The 18,748-nt window shown below is 70.5% G+C and carries 24 protein-coding genes; 14 read left to right on the forward strand and 10 right to left on the reverse strand.

Features of this window, described 5'->3' with window-relative positions; genetic code table 11:
- Window positions 1–263: 263 nt before the first annotated feature.
- Window positions 264–785, reverse strand: coding sequence for a translation initiation factor IF-3 (gene infC / locus ASF28_RS06365; RefSeq protein ID WP_238223988.1), 522 nt, complete (start codon window positions 783–785; stop codon window positions 264–266).
- Between the two features lie 203 nt (window positions 786–988).
- On the reverse strand, window positions 989–2,212 hold the full coding sequence (locus tag ASF28_RS06370; RefSeq protein WP_056089133.1) for a glycosyltransferase family 4 protein: 1,224 nt from the start codon (window positions 2,210–2,212) through the stop codon (window positions 989–991).
- Between the two features lie 178 nt (window positions 2,213–2,390).
- Here ASF28_RS06370 and ASF28_RS06375 point away from each other — a divergent pair, with 178 nt between their 5' ends.
- Window positions 2,391–3,176, forward strand: a complete 786-nt coding sequence (locus ASF28_RS06375; RefSeq protein WP_056089136.1) for an alpha/beta hydrolase — start codon at window positions 2,391–2,393, stop codon at window positions 3,174–3,176.
- Here ASF28_RS06375 and ASF28_RS06380 read toward each other — a convergent pair.
- Both ASF28_RS06380 and ASF28_RS06385 read right to left on the reverse strand, forming a co-directional pair.
- A complete protein-coding gene (locus ASF28_RS06380; RefSeq protein ID WP_056089138.1) occupies window positions 3,163–3,447 on the reverse strand; it encodes a DUF1150 family protein in 285 nt (94 codons plus the stop codon). The two genes, ASF28_RS06375 and ASF28_RS06380, sit on opposite strands and share 14 nt — an antisense overlap.
- 69 nt (window positions 3,448–3,516) lie before the next feature.
- On the reverse strand, window positions 3,517–3,954 hold the full coding sequence (locus ASF28_RS06385; RefSeq protein WP_056089140.1) for an Hsp20 family protein: 438 nt from the start codon (window positions 3,952–3,954) through the stop codon (window positions 3,517–3,519).
- A gap of 648 nt (window positions 3,955–4,602) precedes the next feature.
- Between ASF28_RS06385 and ASF28_RS06390 the strand changes: the two genes are divergently transcribed.
- The 7 genes from ASF28_RS06390 to ASF28_RS22945 all read left to right on the forward strand — a co-directional run bounded on the left by ASF28_RS06390 (window position 4,603) and on the right by ASF28_RS22945 (window position 8,796).
- Complete coding sequence (locus ASF28_RS06390) at window positions 4,603–5,067, forward strand: Tat pathway signal protein (protein WP_157085509.1); 465 nt, start codon at window positions 4,603–4,605, stop codon at window positions 5,065–5,067.
- A 33-nt stretch (window positions 5,068–5,100) separates the two neighbouring features.
- A complete protein-coding gene (locus ASF28_RS06395; protein ID WP_056089146.1) occupies window positions 5,101–5,796 on the forward strand; it encodes a MotA/TolQ/ExbB proton channel family protein in 696 nt (231 codons plus the stop codon).
- Window positions 5,797–5,954: 158 nt separating this feature from the next.
- Window positions 5,955–6,446, forward strand: a complete 492-nt coding sequence (tolR, locus tag ASF28_RS06400; protein WP_056089149.1) for a protein TolR — start codon at window positions 5,955–5,957, stop codon at window positions 6,444–6,446.
- Between the two features lie 4 nt (window positions 6,447–6,450).
- Window positions 6,451–7,539, forward strand: a complete 1,089-nt coding sequence (locus tag ASF28_RS06405; protein WP_056089152.1) for a TonB family protein — start codon at window positions 6,451–6,453, stop codon at window positions 7,537–7,539.
- 15 nt (window positions 7,540–7,554) lie between these two features.
- Window positions 7,555–8,091 (forward strand): metallophosphoesterase, encoded by a 537-nt coding sequence (locus tag ASF28_RS06410; protein ID WP_056089155.1) that lies wholly within the window; start codon window positions 7,555–7,557, stop codon window positions 8,089–8,091.
- 122 nt (window positions 8,092–8,213) lie between these two features.
- The gene (locus ASF28_RS06415) at window positions 8,214–8,528 is read left to right on the forward strand and encodes a hypothetical protein (protein WP_056089158.1); all 315 of its coding nucleotides are present in this window, start codon (window positions 8,214–8,216) and stop codon (window positions 8,526–8,528) included.
- A gap of 91 nt (window positions 8,529–8,619) precedes the next feature.
- Window positions 8,620–8,796 carry a hypothetical protein gene (locus ASF28_RS22945; protein WP_200912671.1) on the forward strand — a complete coding sequence of 59 codons (177 nt, stop codon included), beginning with the start codon at window positions 8,620–8,622 and terminating at the stop codon, window positions 8,794–8,796.
- A 61-nt stretch (window positions 8,797–8,857) separates the two neighbouring features.
- Here the strand turns inward: ASF28_RS22945 and ASF28_RS06420 are convergent, their stop codons facing one another.
- Complete coding sequence (locus tag ASF28_RS06420) at window positions 8,858–9,121, reverse strand: hypothetical protein (RefSeq protein WP_056089161.1); 264 nt, start codon at window positions 9,119–9,121, stop codon at window positions 8,858–8,860.
- A 180-nt stretch (window positions 9,122–9,301) separates the two neighbouring features.
- Here ASF28_RS06420 and flaF point away from each other — a divergent pair, with 180 nt between their 5' ends.
- Window positions 9,302–9,661, forward strand: a complete 360-nt coding sequence (gene flaF, locus ASF28_RS06425; protein WP_056089164.1) for a flagellar biosynthesis regulator FlaF — start codon at window positions 9,302–9,304, stop codon at window positions 9,659–9,661.
- Window positions 9,662–9,704: 43 nt separating this feature from the next.
- Here flaF and ASF28_RS06430 read toward each other — a convergent pair whose 3' ends face one another.
- The 4 genes from ASF28_RS06430 to ASF28_RS06445 form a co-directional block, all read right to left on the reverse strand.
- On the reverse strand, window positions 9,705–10,067 hold the full coding sequence (locus tag ASF28_RS06430) for a hypothetical protein (protein WP_056089167.1): 363 nt from the start codon (window positions 10,065–10,067) through the stop codon (window positions 9,705–9,707).
- Window positions 10,068–10,240: 173 nt separating this feature from the next.
- Window positions 10,241–11,281: an alpha/beta hydrolase gene (locus ASF28_RS06435; protein WP_244474908.1), complete on the reverse strand. Its 1,041-nt coding sequence runs from the start codon at window positions 11,279–11,281 to the stop codon at window positions 10,241–10,243.
- Between the two features lie 166 nt (window positions 11,282–11,447).
- Complete coding sequence (locus ASF28_RS06440; protein ID WP_056089169.1) at window positions 11,448–11,849, reverse strand: type II toxin-antitoxin system HicB family antitoxin; 402 nt, start codon at window positions 11,847–11,849, stop codon at window positions 11,448–11,450.
- A gap of 26 nt (window positions 11,850–11,875) precedes the next feature.
- Entirely contained in the window at window positions 11,876–12,085 is a 210-nt protein-coding gene (locus ASF28_RS06445; protein ID WP_056089172.1) for a type II toxin-antitoxin system HicA family toxin, read from the reverse strand.
- Between the two features lie 155 nt (window positions 12,086–12,240).
- Between ASF28_RS06445 and meaB the strand changes: the two genes are divergently transcribed.
- The 3 genes from meaB (at window position 12,241) to ASF28_RS06460 (ending at window position 14,353) form a co-directional block, all read left to right on the forward strand.
- A complete protein-coding gene (meaB, locus tag ASF28_RS06450; RefSeq protein WP_056089175.1) occupies window positions 12,241–13,245 on the forward strand; it encodes a methylmalonyl Co-A mutase-associated GTPase MeaB in 1,005 nt (334 codons plus the stop codon).
- The gene (locus tag ASF28_RS06455) at window positions 13,242–13,928 is read left to right on the forward strand and encodes a pyroglutamyl-peptidase I family protein (protein ID WP_056089178.1); all 687 of its coding nucleotides are present in this window, start codon (window positions 13,242–13,244) and stop codon (window positions 13,926–13,928) included. Before meaB ends, ASF28_RS06455 begins: the two co-directional genes overlap by 4 nt.
- 71 nt (window positions 13,929–13,999) lie before the next feature.
- Window positions 14,000–14,353, forward strand: coding sequence for a CsbD family protein (locus ASF28_RS06460; RefSeq protein WP_056089181.1), 354 nt, complete (start codon window positions 14,000–14,002; stop codon window positions 14,351–14,353).
- 45 nt (window positions 14,354–14,398) lie between these two features.
- Here ASF28_RS06460 and ASF28_RS06465 read toward each other — a convergent pair whose 3' ends face one another.
- On the reverse strand, window positions 14,399–15,184 hold the full coding sequence (locus ASF28_RS06465) for a 3-hydroxybutyrate dehydrogenase (protein ID WP_056089184.1): 786 nt from the start codon (window positions 15,182–15,184) through the stop codon (window positions 14,399–14,401).
- A 165-nt stretch (window positions 15,185–15,349) separates the two neighbouring features.
- Here ASF28_RS06465 and ASF28_RS06470 point away from each other — a divergent pair, with 165 nt between their 5' ends.
- Window positions 15,350–17,506 (forward strand): protein-disulfide reductase DsbD family protein, encoded by a 2,157-nt coding sequence (locus tag ASF28_RS06470; protein WP_056089188.1) that lies wholly within the window; start codon window positions 15,350–15,352, stop codon window positions 17,504–17,506.
- Between the two features lie 8 nt (window positions 17,507–17,514).
- Entirely contained in the window at window positions 17,515–18,747 is a 1,233-nt protein-coding gene (locus tag ASF28_RS06475; RefSeq protein ID WP_056089191.1) for an MFS transporter, read from the forward strand.
- The last annotated feature ends 1 nt before the right edge of the window (window position 18,748 follow it).

Below are 18,748 nucleotides of genomic sequence, written 5' to 3' on the forward strand. Positions count from 1 at the left end.
TCCTCCCCCTTGCGGGGAGGAGTTGGAGGTGGGGGTGGCTCCGCTAGCCTCCGAACCCCGAGGGTCACCCATCCCCCCCCACTCCTAACCTCTCCCCGCAAGGGGGAGAGGAACGCGCTCCGCTTCTAAAAACGCAGATGTGTGAATGTCGTAGCCCAAACAGGAGAGGGGGGCCGTGCATCCGCATCAGCAGCGACCACGAAAAACGCCGCCTTCCCCGGGGGAAAGCGGCGTGGATCGTCAAACCCGATTGAGCGCTGCGCTCAGCGCGGCGCCAGGATCATGATCATCTGGCGGCCCTCGAGCATCGGCTCGCTCTCCACCTTGGCGATCTCCTGGGTCTCGTTCTTCACCCGCTCGAGCAGGCGCAGGCCGATATCCTGGTGGGCCATCTCACGACCGCGGAAGCGCAGGGTCACCTTGACCTTGTCGCCCTCCTCGAAGAACCGCACCACGGCCTTCATCTTGGTGTCGTAGTCGTGCTTGTCGATGCCGGGCCGCAGCTTGATCTCCTTGACCTCGACCGTCTTCTGCTTCTTGCGGGCCTCGTTCTGCTTCTTCTGCTCGTTGAAGCGGAAGCGGCCGTAATCGAGGAGCTTGCAGACGGGAGGGACGGAGTTGGGCGCGATCTCGACGAGGTCGAGGCCGGCTTCCTCGGCCAACGCGAGGGCGTCGAAGAAGGCGACCACACCCCGGTTCTGACCGGTGTCGTCGATGAGCTGCACTTCGCGAACGCCACGGATGTCCCGGTTGGCGCGCGGCCCGTCCTTCTGCGGGGCCGGCATAGCTCTCATAGGTCTACGAATGGCTTCAATCTCCTGATGAAACGACGAAACGGCAGCCTGCGAACCCACACCCCTCGGGGTCGATCCTGGCCACCAATCGCTCCGGAATCCGGCCCGATACCTTGGCTGAACTTTCGTTCAAGTCAACACACGCGGGCGGGTTTGGTTCACGCCGCCCGCGTTTCGGAACAGGTCCGGGGCCGTCACCGGCGCCCGGCCAGGAGGTCGGCGTACACGTCGAGGGTGTCGCCGACCATGCCCTCCAGGGAAAAGTGCGCCTCCACATGCGCCCGGCCGCGCCGGGTCATGGCGTCCCGTGCGGAGGCGCCGAGCGACAGCGCGTCCGTCAGGGAATCCGCCAGGGCGGCGGCGTTGCCCGGGGCCACGCGCCAGCCCGTGCGCTGGCCCGCCGGCACCTCCGGCGGGGCCAGGACGGTCTCGGGCACGGCGCCGAGGTCAGAGACCACCACGGGGGTGCCCAAAGCCTGCGCCTCCACCGCCGAGCGGCCGAAGGCTTCCGGCTCGACGGAGGGCACCGCGACCACGGAGGCGGCGCGGAAGGCCGCCGGCATGTCGGTACAGTGCCCGACCCGGTGGACGATGCCCTGCAGGCCGCGCGCGGCGATGAGGGCGTCGAGTTCGCGTTCGTAGGCGACGCGCCCCTGCGGATCGCCGGCGAGCACGATGGCGACGCCCGAGACGCCCCGGTCGCGCATGAGGGCGGCCGCCTCGATGAGCACCCGCTGGCCCTTCCACGCGGTGAGGCGGGCGGCCAGGAGCACCACCCGCTCGTGCGGGGTCACCCCCCAGGCCCGGCGCAGGGCCTCGACCCGGGCCGGCGCCACGGCGCCGGGCGTGAACAAGGCGAGGTCCGTGCCCCGGTGGATCACCCGGACGCGGTCGCCCGCCTGCTCGGGATGGAGCGCACGGATCAGGTCGGCGGTGTAGTGCGAGTTGGCGATGACCACGTCGCCGCGCGCCATGACCGAATTGTACAGCACCTTCACGCCGGTGCGGCCGGAATAGCTGCCGTGATAGGTGGTGACGAAGGGGAGTTTCAGGCGACGCGCGGCCCCCAGGGCCACCCAGGCCGGGGCGCGCGAGCGGGCGTGGATGATCTGCACCCCCTCGCGCCGGCACAGGCGCGCCAGGTGCCCGATGTTGAGGGCCATGGCGACGGGGTTCTTCGAGGCGGCCGGGAACGGCAGCCAGATGCCGCCCTTGGCCTGCAGCTCGCCCACCAGTCGCCCGCCCTCCGTGGCGACGAGGGCCCGCGCGCCCGCCGCCGCGAGGGCCGCGGCCACATCCACGGTGGTGCGCTCGGCCCCACCCGCGTCGAGGGCCGGGATCACCTGCAGGATGGTCCGGCCCGCGAGCGGAGCGCCCTCCCCCGGGAACGTTCCGCCGCCGCGATGCTCGCCGGTCACGACGCGGCTCCGCGATCCGGTCCCGCGAGGGGGCCTGAGGGTTCGGAGCGGGGTCGGGAGCGTCCGTCGGGCGTCTCGGTCATGGAATGCAGCATGGGCGGGGTGCTTTACGGCCCGGTAAACGAAAGGCAAATGCGACGGACGCAATGCGATGGTTCGTAACTCCGGGGATAAACCGATGCCGATGCCGCTCGACGAGGCTCCGACCTTCCTCGAAGTGGGAAGCGGAGACGCGAGACGGCGTCTCGCCGTGCTCCACCGCGCCGGCGAGGGACCGCCCGTGGTCTGGCTCGGAGGCTTCCGCTCGGACATGCGCGCCACCAAGGCCGAGGCCCTGGACGGCTGGGCCCGCGAGACCGGTCGCGCCCTGGTGCGGTTCGACTATACGGGCCACGGGGAATCGGGCGGCGATTTCGCCCGATCCACCATTTCCACCTGGTTGGAAGACGCATGCGCCGTGATCGCGGCGTTCGCCCCGGAGGGCCCCCTCCTCGTCGGATCGTCCATGGGCGGATGGATCGCCTGCCTCGCCGCACGCGCGCGGGCCGCGCGGGGCGAGGACGCCCCGTCGGGCCTCGTGCTCATCGCCCCGGCCCTCGATTTCACCGAGGATCTGATGTGGGCCCGGTTCACGCCGGAAATTCGGGCCACCATCGAGCGGGAGGGAGTCTGGGCGCGCCCGAGCGAGTACGACCCCGTGCCGGTGCCGATCACCCGCGCCCTCATCGAGGACGGGCGCCGGCACGGCATGCTGGATCGGGCGTTCGATCCGGGCTGCCCCGTCCACATCCTCCAGGGCATAGACGACCCGGACGTGCCGTGGTCCCACGCCCTGCGGATCGTCGAACGGCTGCCGAAGGCCGGCACGGTGCTGACCCTCGTTGCCGACGGCGACCACCGCCTGTCGCGGCCGCAGGATCTCGCGCGGCTGCTGGCGGCGGTGACCGGGATCAGTGCAGGCTGACCGTGTGGAGATCGTTGGCCATGGCGTTGGCCACCACGGCGTCGCGGGAATCGGCGAGGAGGATCGGCGCGCCGCTGGCCGAGAGCAGGGCGAACAGGTCGAGGCCGGGCGTCAGTTCCGGGGCCTGCGGGAACAGGCGGGTGACCTCGTCGGAGCTCATGGCGCGGACATAGGCGATGTGGCCTTCGCCGAGGGCGGCGAGGTCGGCGGCGTTAAACTCGGCCGGATCGAGATCGGCGCCGGTGATGGGGTTCTGGCTGAATGCGGTCATGGTCGGCTCTCCTTCTGGCAGAGCGTGGTCGGGACTGTCCCGACCCGGGTGAAGCTGCGGACGTCGCCGTCAGACGTCGTCGCGGGATGCGATGGCGATCTTGCGCACGACCCGTTCGGGCTCGGGCCGGGTCAGATCGATGGAGAGCAGGCCGTTGGAGAGGTCCGCGCCCATCACCTCCATGCCGTCCGCAAGGAGAAAGGCCCGCTGGAACTGGCGTGCCGCGATGCCGCGGTGGAGGAACTGGCGCGTTTTCTCGTCCACCTGCCGGCCGCGCACGACGAGCTGGTTCTCCTCCAGCATCACGTCGAGCTGGTCGCGGGTGAAGCCCGCCACCGCCAGGGTGATGCGCAGGCGCTCGGGCTCCTGCTCGCTGCGGGCGACCCGCTCGATGTTGTAGGGCGGATACCCGTCGCTGGCTGCCTTCGAGACGCGGTCGAGGGCCTGTTCGATCTCGTCGAAGCCGAGCAGGAACGGATGTCCGAACGGAGAGGGCCGTGTGGTCACGGATGGAGGTCCTTGGAATCGAAGCCCCGGGGACGGTGGAGAGGCACTTCGGTGTGGTCGGAGAGCCCGCCCGAGGCAGCGCTCCCGCCGACGGTCGCCCATCGGTGCCGACGGTCGCCCGCCGGTTCAACGGATATGGAGCCCGGGGCGAGCCCCATCAAGGGCTTGCCGATCAAGGGGGTTTTGGCCCCGTCCGCCCCCCGGTTCCACCGCGCCGAACCGCGTGTGTCCCCACCTTCATCGGGAGATGGACGCGGCCCCCCTGGCGTTCACGACACCAGGCAATTTCGGAAAATTAGATCGGGATAAATCGGCAAAGCCGGAAGCGCGGCCATGTAATCTTCCAGAGTAACAGTTTGGAATTACTCTGATATTCAGCCCCGCGCTTGATCTGCGGCGGCGAACTCGGATATTGCGACCGCAACTGCTGAGCGGATCACGCGGGCTTACCGGCCGGCGCCGTACCGGTTCGCGTATCCCCCGGGACGGCGTGAGCCCATGGGTCTCGACGACCGGGTGCGCCGACCCGCTCGCCCGGACCACACGTCCGCAAGGACCGGCCCGACGCGGCGCTGCCGCCATCGTTGAGGAAACGGAATCGTCATGGATGGAGTGCGCGGCGTGGTCAGGGAACGGCTTCAGGGACGGATGCGGGCGGCCATGACGGTGTCCATGGGCGCCGCGGTCGTGCTGGCGGCCATCGCGGGCTCGGCGATGGCGCAGGACGGCAAGGCTTCAGACACCAAGGCATCGGACACCAAGGGCGCTCCCCTCAAGCTCGAACTCAATCGCCTGGAACCCGCCGGCGAATCCTGCCGGACCTATCTGCTCGTCGACAACAGTCGCGGCCCGGCCCTGAAATCCCTCAAGGTCGACCTGTTCGCCTTCGACACGGACGGCGTCGCCCAGAAGCGCCTCGCCGTCGAGCTCGGCCCCGTGCAGGATCGCAAGACCACGGTCCGCCTGTTCGACTTTCCGGCCCTCGCCTGCGCGAAGATCGGCCGGGTGCTCCTCAACGACGTCCTCGCCTGCGAGGGCGGGGAGGCGAGCCGCGAGGCCTGCCTCGAGCGCATCGAGACCGAGAGCAAGGCTTCCGCTCCCTTCGTCCGCTGATCCGTATCGTCACCGAACCCGAGAGACACCATCATGGATCCGACCGCCGCGCCCGCAGGCGTCTCCCACGACATGTCGTTCCTCGGCCTGTTCCTCCAGGCCGATCCCATCGTGAAGTCGGTGATGATCCTGCTCGTGGTCGCCTCCATCGCCTGCTGGACGGTGGTGTTCGAGAAGATCATCCGCATCGCCGCCGCCAAGCGTCAGGCGAAGGCCTTCGACACCCTGGTGCGCTCCGGCGGGTCCCTCGAATCGTCCGGCAAGGGCATGGACGCGCAGATCACGGCGGCCGCCATCGAAGCGTGGCGCGATCAGGACAGCACCGAGACCCGGGCCGAGCGCCGTGACCGCATCGAGCGCGCCATGCGGGCCGCCCTCACCACGCGCCTGAAATCCATGCAGACCGGCCTGCCGCTCCTGGCCACCTCGGGCTCCACCGCCCCCTTCATCGGGCTGTTCGGCACGGTCTGGGGCATCATGAATTCGTTCTCGTCCATCGCGAAAAGCCAGGATACGTCGCTCGCCGTCGTGGCTCCGGGCATCGCCGAGGCCCTGTTCGCCACGGCCATCGGCCTCGTGGTCGCGATCCCCGCCGTGATGGCCTACAACAAGCTCATCAACGACATCGGCCGGGTGCAGGCGAGCTTCGTCACCTCCATCGGCACCCTCGGCAACCGTCTGGCCCGCGACCGCGCGGTTCACGGCCGGGCCGCCGCCGCCGCCGAGTAGAGTCCCCCACGGCCGGCTCGCCCCACGCGGGCGAGGCGGGCTTTGGAACGCCGGAAGACCGGCCGGCAGCGCCGGGCGGTTCCGGACCAATTTTCCTTGTTTCGCGGGACGCGGCGCCGGTCATGCGCCGGCCCGCCCGAAGCCCCGGAGGGCGACGCATGGCTATGGGATCGATCCGCACCGGTGGCGGCGACGACGAGGACGGCCTCGACGGCGCGCCGATGTCGGAGATGAACGTGACCCCCCTGGTCGACGTGATGCTGGTGCTGCTGATCATCTTCATGGTCGCCGCCCCGCTGATGACCACGGGCGTGCCGGTGCAGCTCCCCAAGACCACGGCCCAGAAGGTCGCCCAGGCCAAGAAGCCCCTGGAGATCTCCATCGACAAGGACGGCAAGCCCTACCTCGCCAAGGAGGAGCTGACGCCCGAGGCGATCATGCCGCGCCTGCGGGCGCTCGCCGCCGAGGACCCGACCCAGGTGATGCTGGTGCGCGGCGACCGCGACGTGCCCTACGGCAAGATCATGGAGGTGATGGGCCTCGTCGGGCAGGCGGGCTTCACCAAGGTCTCGCTCATCGCCCAGTCGCCCAGCGGCGCCCCGGCCGCGGCGCCTGCCGCCGCGGCCCCCGCGTCCGGTACGGCCCAATAGTCCCATGAGCGCCAGTCCTGTAAGCGTCCCTGCATCGACCGGTGATCCGGATCGGCGCGGCCCCTCCGGGCTTGCCGCCGCCTTCCTCGTCGCCCTCGGCCTGCACGCGGCCGGGCTCATCGCCCTCACGCTGTTCCAGCCGGAGCCCAAGGCGCCCCCGGGCGAGAACATCGTCACCGTCGACCTCGCGCCACAGATGACGGAGGCCGAGACCCAGGCGCCGGCCGAGCAGGCCGCGTCGATGTCGGCGCCGCCCGAGGCCAATCCGGTCCAGACGCCCGAGACGGTGCAGCAGGAAAAACCCATCGAGACCACGGAGGTGACGCCGCCCGAGGCGACGGCGCCGCCACCGCCGGACACGGCGATGATCGCCCCCGAGGCGACGACCACGGCCGAGCCGCCGGAGGCTCCGCCGACGCCCCCCGTCGAGGTGGCGAACGAACCGCCGCCCGAGGATCAGGTCATCACCTCGACGGCCGAGACCGCGCCGGCCCTGGCGCCGCCCCCGCCCGTTGCGGCGCAGGAGCTGCCCAAGCCCGTCGAGGTGGTCAAGCCGAAGCCCGATCAGGCCAAGATTCTCGAGGCGCGGCGCGAAGCCAAGCGCAAGGCCGACCGCGAGGCGCGGCTGAAGGCGGAGCAGGAGGAGCGCCGCGAGGCGCTTCAGGAAGCCCGGGCCGAGGCCCGTGCCAAGGCGGCCCGCGAAACCGCGCGCCGCGCCGCCGCGGCGGCGAGCGAAGGCAGCGCCCGGCAGAACTCGGCCTCGGCCTCGCGCCAGAGCAGCGCGGGTGCCGCCGCCGGCGGCAACGATGCCAACGCGCTCCGCGCCTGGCAGGGCGCGCTCAGCTCGGCGATCCGTGGCCGCATGAACGCCGGCGCGGCGGCGGGCACCAGCGGCGGCGTCGCCGTCGTTCGGTTCACCGTGTCGCGGTCCGGTCAGGTGCTGAGCTCGGGCCTCTCCAGCAGCAGCGGCGTCGGCGCCATCGACAGCGCCGCCCTCGCCACCGTGCGGGGCTCCCTCCCGGCCGCACCTGCGGGCGTCACCATCAGCAGCCTCGCCGTCACCGTCCCCCTGCGCTTCAGCCCCGGCCGCTGAGGCGAACGCCGCCCGATGACGGTCTGGTTCACCAGCGACACCCACTTCACCGATCCGCGCGTGCTGCGGATCGACCGGCGCCCCTATCCCGATCTGCCCGCCCACGACGCGGCGCTCATCGCCAACTGGAATGCCGTCGTCCTGCCCGGCGACACGGTCTGGCATCTCGGCGACGTCGCCTTGAAACCCACGGCGGCCCGGATCGCCGAGATCCTCGGGTCGCTCAATGGCACCAAGCACCTCATCGTCGGCAACAACGACGGTCCGGAGACGTGCGCGGCCCCGGGCTGGGCCAGCGTCGGACACTACGCCGAGATCGCCGTCGACGGCCGCCCCCTCGTATTGTGCCACTACGCCTTCCGCACCTGGAACGGGATGGGCCGGGGCGCCCTCGACCTGCACGGCTATTCGCACGCCAAGCTGACCCCCATCCCGAAGCAATACGATGTCGGTGTCGATGCGCAGGGCTTCACGCCCGTGGATCTGCCGAGGATCCTCGCCTCCCGCCGCGCCCGGAAAGTGGGCAACCGAAAAGCGGAACCTTCGCCGTAGGTCGAGGGTTTTTGGGGCATGAACGCAGGATGACTGGCCGACCCCCTCCGGAACCTCGGAATGGTCCGATCGTCATCTTGCACACACCCCGTTCCTCGAGACGTCAGCCGCCGAGGTATCCCATGCGCCACGCTCTGTTTCCCACGCTCCTCGCCAGCGGGTTTACCCTGATGATCGCAGCGCCGGCCCTCGCTGCGCCGGCCTGTTTCGAGGGCCAGCGCAAGGTCGAAGAGGCCAACGCCCTGCGATTCCAGGCCCGCCAGGAAGCCCGGATCGGCAACCACGACCGCGTCTGCGAAACCCTCGACGAGATCGGCGACCGCTATGCCGACGCCCGTGACGCATTTGAGGATTGCGGCGCCGGTGTCGTCGCCATCGATCTGCGCAGCGAGTCGCGGAATCTGCGCGTCGCCAAGAAGGTCAACCGCTGCGACTGAACGGGTGCGGCCACGCACACCTGCCTGAAGCCATTCGTTTCACAAGTCTGAACAAGCGGCGCGTGATTCGCTGCCCTGAAGGTCCACGATCATGAACGCCACCGCCACGCAGTCCAACGTCGCCCTCGCCGACACCGTCCTCGGTTCTAGCGCCCTGGGTTCCAGCGCCCTGGGCGCCACCGGTCCGTCCTTCGCCGCGGCCCTGTGCGGCTTCCTCAGCACCACGGTCGCCACCACCATGGTGATGTTTCTGCTCAGCAGCGTCTGAGACCTGCCAATCTACCGGTCCGTCGATGGCGTTCGATCGGCGGCGTGGCCGACGATGGGGCTCACGGCGCCACGAGCCAGAACCGCTTTCGATTGAACAGCATGTCGAAGTTGCCGACCTCTGACTGACTGGTTCGACAGGCCGCCTGAGTCTTCGCCCGCGCCTCCGCCACAGGATCGGGTGTGCGGGCCGCCGGCAGGATCGGCGCGGTGGAGATCGGGAACAGCCCGAGCCGCGATTGGATTTCGGGCTGGCGCACGGCGACGATGGTGAGCAGAGCGGCCAGCAATGCCCCCGCGACCGTACCGAGGATGAAGTTCGTCATGCGTGCGGAGTCCCGCGATCGGCGTGCGGACAGAGGCCGGCCCGCGATCGACGGTCCTTCCTGGTCAAGCTTCTCGGCATGATTGCGGCGGACGCCGGATTACGGTCTCTTAAGGATACGCCCGATAGGTTTCTTCCGGCCGCGCGACATACGAGTCGCAGCGCCTGGGGAGAACGCGGAATGTCATACGGGGCCAGCGCCTATGCCAGGGTGTCACAGACGGCCATGTCGCCGCGCGAAGCGGAGGCCGCCGTCCTGATCAAGGCCGCCACGCGCCTCCAGACCGTGCAGGCCGATTGGGAAAATCAGAAGGGTGCGCTGGCCGAGGCGCTCAACTTCAATCAGAAGGTCTGGACGATCATCGCCGGCGCCGCCACGGCTCCCGAGAGCCCCCTGCCGGAACCGATCAAGACGAGCATCGCACAGCTGTCGGTCTTCGTCTTCCGCCGGATGATCGACACCTTGATCGAACCGAGCTCCGACAAGCTCACGGCCCTGATCAGCATCAACCACAACATCGCCGCCGGCTTGCGGACCTGACGGGCGCACTCCTCCCCGCACGGGGAGGAGTGTTTCGACAGCCTCAGGAATCGAGTCCCGCATCCTCGTCGATATCCACGAGGAAGACGATGTCGGCGTCGTCCTCGCCATCCTCGTCCTCTTCCTCGTCGTCGTTCGAGGCGGTCTCGGCATGGCGGGCATCCGGCTCGAAGGGCTCGTCCTCCTCCGAATCGTCCTCGGCCAGGGCGTCCTCGAAGATCTCCGTCTCCTCCTCGGTGGCGGGACGGATCTTGAGCGGGGAGGTGCCGTTCCACAGCACCTTGCCGTCGCTCTTCATGGCCTGGATGTCGTCCTTGAAGCCGTCGCAGGTGAAGAGATCGCGGGCGACCTCCTCGGAGCCGTTGATGACGGCGATGGCCACGCCATCGATCTCGAGTGTGAACATCGCGAATTCCTCTCGAACGTCGTTGCGCTGGACGCGCCGGCTGTACGGCGCCGGGGGACGCCGCCCTTGGATCTGATTGGCCGTATGGGGGCCGCCGCCCGTGTAGGGGGCAACGGCCTGCGCGCCAAGCCCCACCCCGGACGCCATCCCGCGTGGGAACGCCCGGACGCGGTTCAGCTGCCCCCGCCGGCGCCCCGGCTGATGGCGCGCTTCACCACGCCCTGAACTTCCGGATTCGACAGGAACAGGTCGTGGTTGATGAGACCGCCGCCGTAATCGGAGGCGTCGGCGACGCGGACGCCGAGGGCCTCCAGGCGCTCGCGGTCCGCGGCGCCCGCCCGGACGATGCCGCCCGCGATGGCGCCCGAGAGTTCCAGCGCCCGGTCGTTGGTGGACGAGATCACCGTGACCTTCTTCACGTCCGGCCCCATGCGCTCGATGGCGCTCGTGAACAGGTCGATGTCGATGTCGGGCGCGGCCAGCACCACGGCGCCGATGCGCGCCATGGCGCCCTCCCCGGCTTCGGCCCGCAGCATGCGCAGGGTCTCGAGGGTCAGCAGCGTGCCCATGGAATGGGCGACGATGTTGATGCGGCCGCCGGACGGCGAGTTCGCCAGGGCCTTCAACAGGTCCTCGAAGGCGTCGCGCGACCACAGGGCGCTCTCGCGGTCGTAGCCGTAATCGAAGGTGGCGGCGGCCGAGGGCCAGGTGAACAGGGCCGAGGCGCCGCGGAAGCGGATGCCGTCGGAAAGCTTGGCCGCGCTCAACGCCGCCGACTGGAAGCTCTCGCGGTAGCCGTGGACGTAGATCAGCACGTCGCGCCCGAAGGCGGCCTGGGCGAAGGCGCCGGCCGCCCCCGGTCCCGTCTCGATCTGCGGCACCGCCGCGACTCCCCAGTCGCCGGTGACCACGGAGGAGACCTTGCCGATGAGCGAGCGGTCGGGCGCCGACAGGCGCACCTCGGCGAAGCTCAGGCCCCGGCCGCGCTCGGAATTGAACCACGGGCTCTTCGGCGGGCTGCCGACGACCTTGCGGGTGGTGGCCACGAGGAGCACGGGGCTGACGTCGATGTTCGATTGGCGTTCGGGGCTGGAGGAGCCCGTGGCGAGTTCCTCGGTGACGCAGCCGGAGAGTCCCGGGGCGAGGCCGAGCATCCCCACGAGGGCGGCGAGGCGCACGAGGTTGCGACGGGTCGGCCGGATGGATCGTTTCATGCGGTCTGACAGCCCTGGCCGGTGAGGGGCCGGGAAACCCGGCCGTCGCGTGGTGCTAACCTGTCGCGGACGATCGTGACCATGGCGGGGCACGAACGTGGCCGTGGCCCGTGTGAATAGCGGGCAGAGCTGCGCCTGTGGCGCGCGGCCCACAGCGGAACCCCCGTCAGGCGGCGGCCAGCCGGGCTTTGGCGGCCTGCGCCAGGAAGCCGGACCGGCTCTCGCCGACGGCCTCCGCCGCCCGATCGATCCGTTTGAGCAGGGTCTCTTCCAGGGAGATGTTCACCCGTACGGCCTTGCCGGGCAGTTCGATCTCGATCAGCCCGATGACGGCCCCGGCGGCGTCCTCGCGAAACGTCGCGTCGCGGCGCCATGCGTCGAGGCTCCGCACGACCGGCACCGCCGCCCCGTCCTCGATCATACCGCCAACATGGAAGGCGATCATCTCGCCGGCCTTGCGGTACAGGGCGTCGAGATCGGACGCGACGGTGGTGGCGCCCGGAAAATCCGGAAACGAGGCACCGAACTGCCCTGCCTCTTCGTGGATCAGCATGACGATGCGTGCCATGGGCTGCGTCCCCTCCTCCTCGCCTCTCACCAATCCCAGCCGGCCTGCCGATAGATGCTTCGCAGGGTCCCCGTGGGAATCTCGGACTCACCGGTATCGACCATGACCTTTCCGAGCTTTTCCAGGTGCTTGAACTGTACGTGGTCGCCCGGTCCCTTACGGGCAATCCGCCAGCCATCCGCGTGAAGCGCCGCGATCACGTCGCGGGTCCGCCGGCTGCGATGCACTGAACCCATGTCGGTATGGTCTCGTCGAGACTTATTGTGTAAGATTACACACTACTCGCCCTTGATCAAGATCGGGCCGACACGGCATTGCCCCGTCCGTTCCCGCGAAGAATACGGCGCCTCGCCCCCTCGACGAAAGCCGGCCGGCCCGGCAAGAAGTGACGATGGCCCTCTCCTCCTCTCCGCCGCCCGCCCTCGACATCGACGCCCTGCGGGACCGGCTCCTCGCCGGCGACCGGGCGGCGCTCGCCCGCGCCATCACGTTGGCCGAATCGAAGCGCGCCGATCACCGCGCCGTGGCCCGCGACCTCATCGCCGCGGTGCTGCCGCAGACCGGCCGGGCCATCCGCGTCGGCATCACCGGGGTGCCGGGGGTGGGCAAATCGACGACCATCGACGCCCTGGGCGCCAACCTCACGGCCGCCGGCCACAAGGTGGCGGTGCTCGCCGTCGATCCGTCCTCGACCCGCACGGGCGGCTCGATCCTCGGCGACAAGACCCGGATGGCGCGGCTCGCCCTCGATCCCAACGCCTTCATCCGCCCCTCCCCCTCGTCGGGGACCCTCGGGGGCGTCGCGGCCAAGACCCGCGAGACCATGCTCCTGTGCGAGGCGGCGGGGTTCGACGTGATCCTCGTGGAGACCGTGGGCGTCGGCCAGTCGGAGACGGCGGTGGCCGACCTCACCGACTTCTTCCTCGTCCTCATGCTGCCCGGCGCCGGCGACGAGCTGCAGGGCATCAAGAAGGGCATCATCGAACTCGCCGACATGATCGCCGTCAACAAGGCCGATGACGGCGAGGGCGAGCGCCGGGCGAGCGCGGCCGCCTCGGAGTACCGTGCCGCCCTCCACATCCTGAGCGCGCCGAGCTCCACCTGGACGCCCCCCGTGGTCACGATCTCGGGCCTCAACAACAAGGGCCTCGACGGGATGTGGGAGCGGGTCGTCGATCACCGCAACAGGCTTACGGCCACGGGCGAGATCGCCAAGAAGCGCCGCGCCCAGGACGTGAAGTGGATGTGGGCGCTGGTCCACGAGCGCCTGCATCAGCGCCTCGTCGGCTCGGCCGAGGTCCGCCGCCAGACGGCGGAGGCCGAGGCCGGGGTGTCCCGCGGCGAATCCTCCCCCGCCGCCGGGGCCGAGGCCATCGCCACCCTCATCGGTCTTTGAGCGGCAAGCATCTCCTCGTCACCGGGTTCGGGCCGTTTCCGGGCGTGCCCATCAACCCGAGTGCCGTGGTGGCGCGACGCCTCGCGGCGCTCGCCCGCCGCCACGGCCTCGCCGGGGGCGATGTCCGCCTTCTCATCCTGCCCACCGCCTACGGCGCGATCCCGACGCATCTCGTCCCCGCTTTGGCCGAGGCGCCCGGCGCCGTGCTGATGCTCGGCGTCGCCCGGCGCGCCACGCGGGTCCGGGTCGAGGTCCGCGCCCGCAACCGGGCGAGCCGGCTGTTCCCGGACGTCTCGGGCCACGTTGCGCGCCGTCTCACCCTGTCAGCGGACGGTCCGGCCGAGCGGCGCGCGCCCCCCGCCGCGCCGGCCCTCGCCACCCTGCGCCGGAACGGCATCCCGGCCATCGCGTCGAATGACGCCGGGCGCTACCTCTGCAACGCCGCCTACTTTCGCGGTCTGGCCGAAGCCGCCCCGGTGCTCTTCATCCATATCCCGCCCCTGCCCCGGGCCGGCCGTCCCGGTCCGTACCGACGGGGCCGATCCCCCGTCGAGGCCCTGGCGGCGGCCCTCGTAGCGGTGGCGCGCGGGCTCCTCGCGCGACCGTCGATTCACCGTGCCGACAGGGCGATCGAGGAAAATGCGATGGGTGCGGTGCCCAATCCCATCTCGGGCGTTCTGTGAACGTCGGATGCGGGCGTGCCACGCCCCGACGGCACCGAACCCGCATCGAAGCGTCACTCAGGAGAATCATCATGGTCGATACGGATCGTATCGTCGGAACCGCCAAGGATCTCGGCGGCCGTGTGCAGGGCGCCGTCGGCGACGCCCTCGGGTCGCAGGGCGATTCCGTCGAGGGTCGCTTCCGCGCGGCGCAGGGGCGCGCCCAGGATGCCTACGGCCAGGCCAAGGACACCGTGCGCGACGTCGCCGACAACGTCAGCGACTACGCGGGCGACGCCTACGACCGGATCCAGGACCGTGGCGGCGCCTATTTTCGCGATGGCACCCGTGCGGTGGAGACGCGTGTGGAGGAGAATCCCTTCATCGCCCTCGTGCTCGCCGGTGCCGTCGGCTACGGCCTCGCCCTCCTGCTCCACCGCCGCTGAGCTTGTCGCCGCGCCGCCCCACCGGGGCGGCGCGGCCCGCTCGGATTACTGCGCCGTCCAGCCGCCATCCATGGCGATGTTGGACCCGGTCATCTGGCTCGCCGCGTCCGAGCACAGGAACACCGCCAGGGCCGCCACCTGATCGACGGTAACGAATTCCTTCGTCGGCTGGGCCTTCAGGAGCACGTCGTTGATCACCTGCTCCTCGGTCAGCCCGCGTGCCTTCATGGTGTCGGGAATCTGGCTCTCCACCAGGGGCGTCCAGACGTAGCCGGGCGAGATGCAGTTTACCGTGATGCCGTGGGTGGCGAGTTCGAGCCCGGCACTCTTGGTGAGGCCGGCGATGCCGTGCTTGGCCGCCACGTAGGCCGCCTTGAACGGCGAGGCCACGAGGGAATGGGCCGAGGCGGTGTTGATGATCCGGCCCCAGCCCCGCGCCTTCATGCCGGGAATCGCCGCCCGCATGGTGTAGAACGCCGAGGACAGGTTGAGCGCGATGATGAGCTCCCACTTCTCCGGCGGAAAATCCTCGATGGGCGAGACGAACTGAACGCCAGCGTTGTTCACCAGGATATCGACGGCCCCGAAGGTCTCTTCAGCGAGCTTGATGAGTCCGGCGATCTCGTCGGGCTTGGTCATGTCGGCCGGGGAATGGATGGCGCGGACACCGAACTCCGATTCGATGCCGGCCCGGGCCGCCTCGATGGCCTCGGGCGGGCCGAAACCATTGAGCACCACGTCGGCGCCTTGCCCAGCGAAGCCCCGCGCGATGGCGAGGCCGATGCCGCTGGTGGAGCCGGTCACGACGGCTTTCTTGGATTTGAGGCTCATGGAACGTCTCCGGGGTCGTGCGCCGAGGCGCGCAGGTCCATCGCCGAAAATCCTGCCCGACGGGGCGCGGCAAGTCGATGCGCTCCGCCCCGGGCGCGGCATGCTATAGCGACGGACCATGCCGCTTCGTCACGGGGTCGGTCACGGGTGACGCACAGAGACGCCATGATCCGGTTCCTCGCCTTGCTGGCCCTCACCCTGTCCGGCCTCGCAGGCGCGTCGGCACAAGGGCTCAAGCCGCCGTCCGACCTCGTCACCGCGAGCCTCGTGGCCGAGCCCGCGGCGATCCGGCCGGGCGAGCCGTTCACCGTCGGCATCCGCATGGTGATGCGGCCGGACTGGCACGTCTACTGGCGCAATCCCGGTGATTCCGGCCTGCCGCCCGAGGTGACCTGGGCCCTGCCGGCGGGCTTCACGGCTGGCGCCCTCGACTGGCCGGCACCGCACCGCATCCCCGTCGCCCACCTCATGAACTTCGGCTACGAGGGCGAGACGGTGCTGCTGGCGCAGGTGACGCCGCCCGAGACCCTCGCGCCGGGCAGGCCCGTCACCCTCAAGGCGCATCTGAGCTACCTCGTCTGCGAGAGGGAATGCGTGCCCGGCACGGCGGATCTGCGGCTCACCCTGCCGGTCGCCCAGGCCGGGACCAGCACGGGAACCAACCCGCAGACCCGCGCCCTGTTCGCGCAAAGTCGCGCCGCCGTACCCGTGCCGGCGCCCTGGCCGGTGCGATACGGGGCCACGAAGGATCGCCTGACCCTCACCGTCGAGGCACCGACCCTCTCGCCCGACGGGGTAAAGGCGGTGGCGTTCTTCCCCTACGCCGAAACCGCCATTGAGAACGCCGCCCCGCAGGACGTGCGGATCGATGCCGCCGAGCTGCATCTCGGCCTCGTCCGGGGCAATGCCGACGAGCCCGCCCCCCCGACGCTGCCCGGCGTGCTCACCTTCGAGGAGACGACGGCCGACGGCCCGGTCCGGCGCGCCTACGCGCTGGGCGAGGCCCCCGCCATCGCCGCCCCGGCCGCGGACGCCCCGGCCGTCGCCCCGGCGCTCCCGGCCGAGGAAGACAGCCTGACCCTGTGGAGCGCCGTCGGCCTCGCCTTCCTCGGCGGCCTCGTCCTCAACCTGATGCCGTGCGTGTTCCCGGTCCTGTCCATCAAGGTGTTGAGCCTCGTGCGGCATTCGGGGGAATCGCCCGGCCGGGTGCGCCTGCACGGCCTCGCCTACACCGCCGGCGTGCTGGCGGCCTTCCTCGGCCTCGCCGGGTTGCTCATCGGGCTGAAAGGGGCCGGAGCCGGCATCGGCTGGGGCTTCCAGCTGCAATCGCCCGTCGTGGTGGCGGCCCTCGCCTACCTCTTGTTCGGCATGGGGCTCAGCCTGTCGGGCGTCGTCCATCTCGGCGGCGGCATCGCGGGCCTCGGCGACGGCCTGACCCGGCGCTCGGGACTTCAGGGTTCGTTCTTCACGGGCGTCCTCGCCACCGTGGTGGCGACCCCCTGCACGGCGCCGTTCATGGGCTCGGCCGTGGGCTTCGCCCTGACCCAGGAACCGGCCGTGGGCCTCGCGGTCTTCGCCAGCCTCGGCCTCGGCCTCGCCCTCCCCTTCCTGGTGCTGACCGCGTGGCCGCCCGCCCTGCGGGCCCTGCCCCGGCCCGGCGCCTGGATGGACACGCTCAAGGGCGTCCTTGCCTTCCCCATCTACGCCACCGCCGCCTGGCTCGTCTGGGTCCTGGCGCAGCAGGTCGGCCCCCCGGGGCTGCTCGCCGCCCTGCTGGGCCTCGTCCTCGTCGGGTTTGCCGCCTGGGCCTGGGAACGCAGCCATGGCGCGCGGCCGGCCTGGACCTGGGTCGCCCGCGGCATGGCGCTCGTGTCCCTCGCGGGCCTGGCCGTCCTCACCCTCGGCCTGTCGCAGGATCGTGCCGCCGCTGTCGCCCGCCAGGACGGCACCGAGGCGTTCAGCCAGGCGAGGCTCGACACCCTCGTCGCGGAGGGCCGGCCGGTCTTCGTCAACATGACGGCGGCCTGGTGCATCTCCTGCCAAGTCAACGAGCGCACGACGCTCGGGACGCAGGCCGTCCGCGAGGCATTCTCCGCGCGTGGTGTGACCTATCTCAAGGGCGACTGGACCAACCAGAATCCGGAGATCACCGCCTTCCTCGCCCGCCACGGCCGCAGCGGCGTGCCGCTCTACCTGCTCTACGGGGGCAAGGGCACACCCGTGGTGCTGCCGCAGATCCTGACGGCCGGCACGGTGCTCGACGCCCTCGCGGCCCTTCCGGCCATGCCCCGCAGCGCCGCCCTGGCGCCAGCGGAGCGCTGATCGACCCCATGACCGATTCGTCCGCGCCGCGCTGGGCCGTGTTCGGCAACGGCGACTTTCGCCTCTACGGCACCGCCCGCTTCCTCACCGGCCTCGCCTTCCAGATGCAGGCGGTGGCGGTGGGCTGGTTCGTCTACGACCTGACGCGCTCCGCCCTGGCGCTCGGCCTCGTCGGCCTCGCGAGCTTCCTGCCCGCCATGCTCGCGGCGCTGATCACCGGCCACGTGGCCGACACCTACGACCGGCGCGTGGTCGCGGCGGTCGCCTACGCCACCCTGGCGGCGGCCGATCTCGGCCTCCTGGCGTTCGTCCATTACGGCACCGGGGCGATCTGGCCGATCTACGCCCTGGTGGTGGTCATCGGCACCGGCCGCGCCTTCGCCAATCCCGCCCTGCAGGCCCTGTTGCCGACCCTGGTGCCCCGCACCCTGTTCGGCTCGGCCATCGCCTGGAACGCCTCGCTCTGGCAGAGCGCCTCGATCCTCGGACCGGCGCTCGGTGGCTTCCTCTACGCCCTCGGCCCGGCGGTGGTGTTCGGCACGGCGGCCCTCAGCTTCGCCCTCGCCAGCGCCCTCATCGCGGCGATCCGGTTCCGCCCCGCCCCCGTCGCCGAGCGCCCGCCCGTGACCTGGGCGACCCTCTCGGCCGGCCTCACCTACATCCGCGACCATCCCGTGGTCCTCGGCGCCATCAGCCTCGACCTCGTGGCGGTGCTGCTCGGCGGCGCCACCGCCCTGCTGCCGATCTTCGCGGCGGAAGTGCTGCATGTCGGCCCCCTCGGTCTCGGGGCGCTCCGCAGCATGCCGGCTGCGGGTGCGGTTCTGATGGCCGTCCTCCTCGCCTACCGGCCGCTCCAGCGCCATGCCGGCCTCCGCATGCTGCAGGCCGTCGGCGTCTTCGGCCTCGCCACCGTGGGGTTCGGCCTCTCGACCTCGCTGCCCCTGTCCATGGCCTGCCTGTTCGTCACGGGGGCCGCTGACATGATCAGCGTCTACGTCCGCCAGACCTTCGTCCAGGGCGAGACGCCCGATGCCATGCGCGGCCGGGTCTCGGCGGTGAACACCGTCTTCATCGGCGCCTCCAACGAACTCGGCGAGTTCGAATCTGGTACGCTCGCCGCCCTCATCGGCGCCGTGCCGGCGGTGGTGCTCGGCGGCCTCGCGACGCTCCTGGTCGCCGCCGCCTGGGGGCGGATTTTTCCGGCCTTGAAGGCACGGGATCGGTTGCCGCCGGTGGGGTGAG

The organism is Methylobacterium sp. Leaf99 (assembly GCF_001422375.1).
GTDB lineage: Bacteria > Pseudomonadota > Alphaproteobacteria > Rhizobiales > Beijerinckiaceae > Methylobacterium.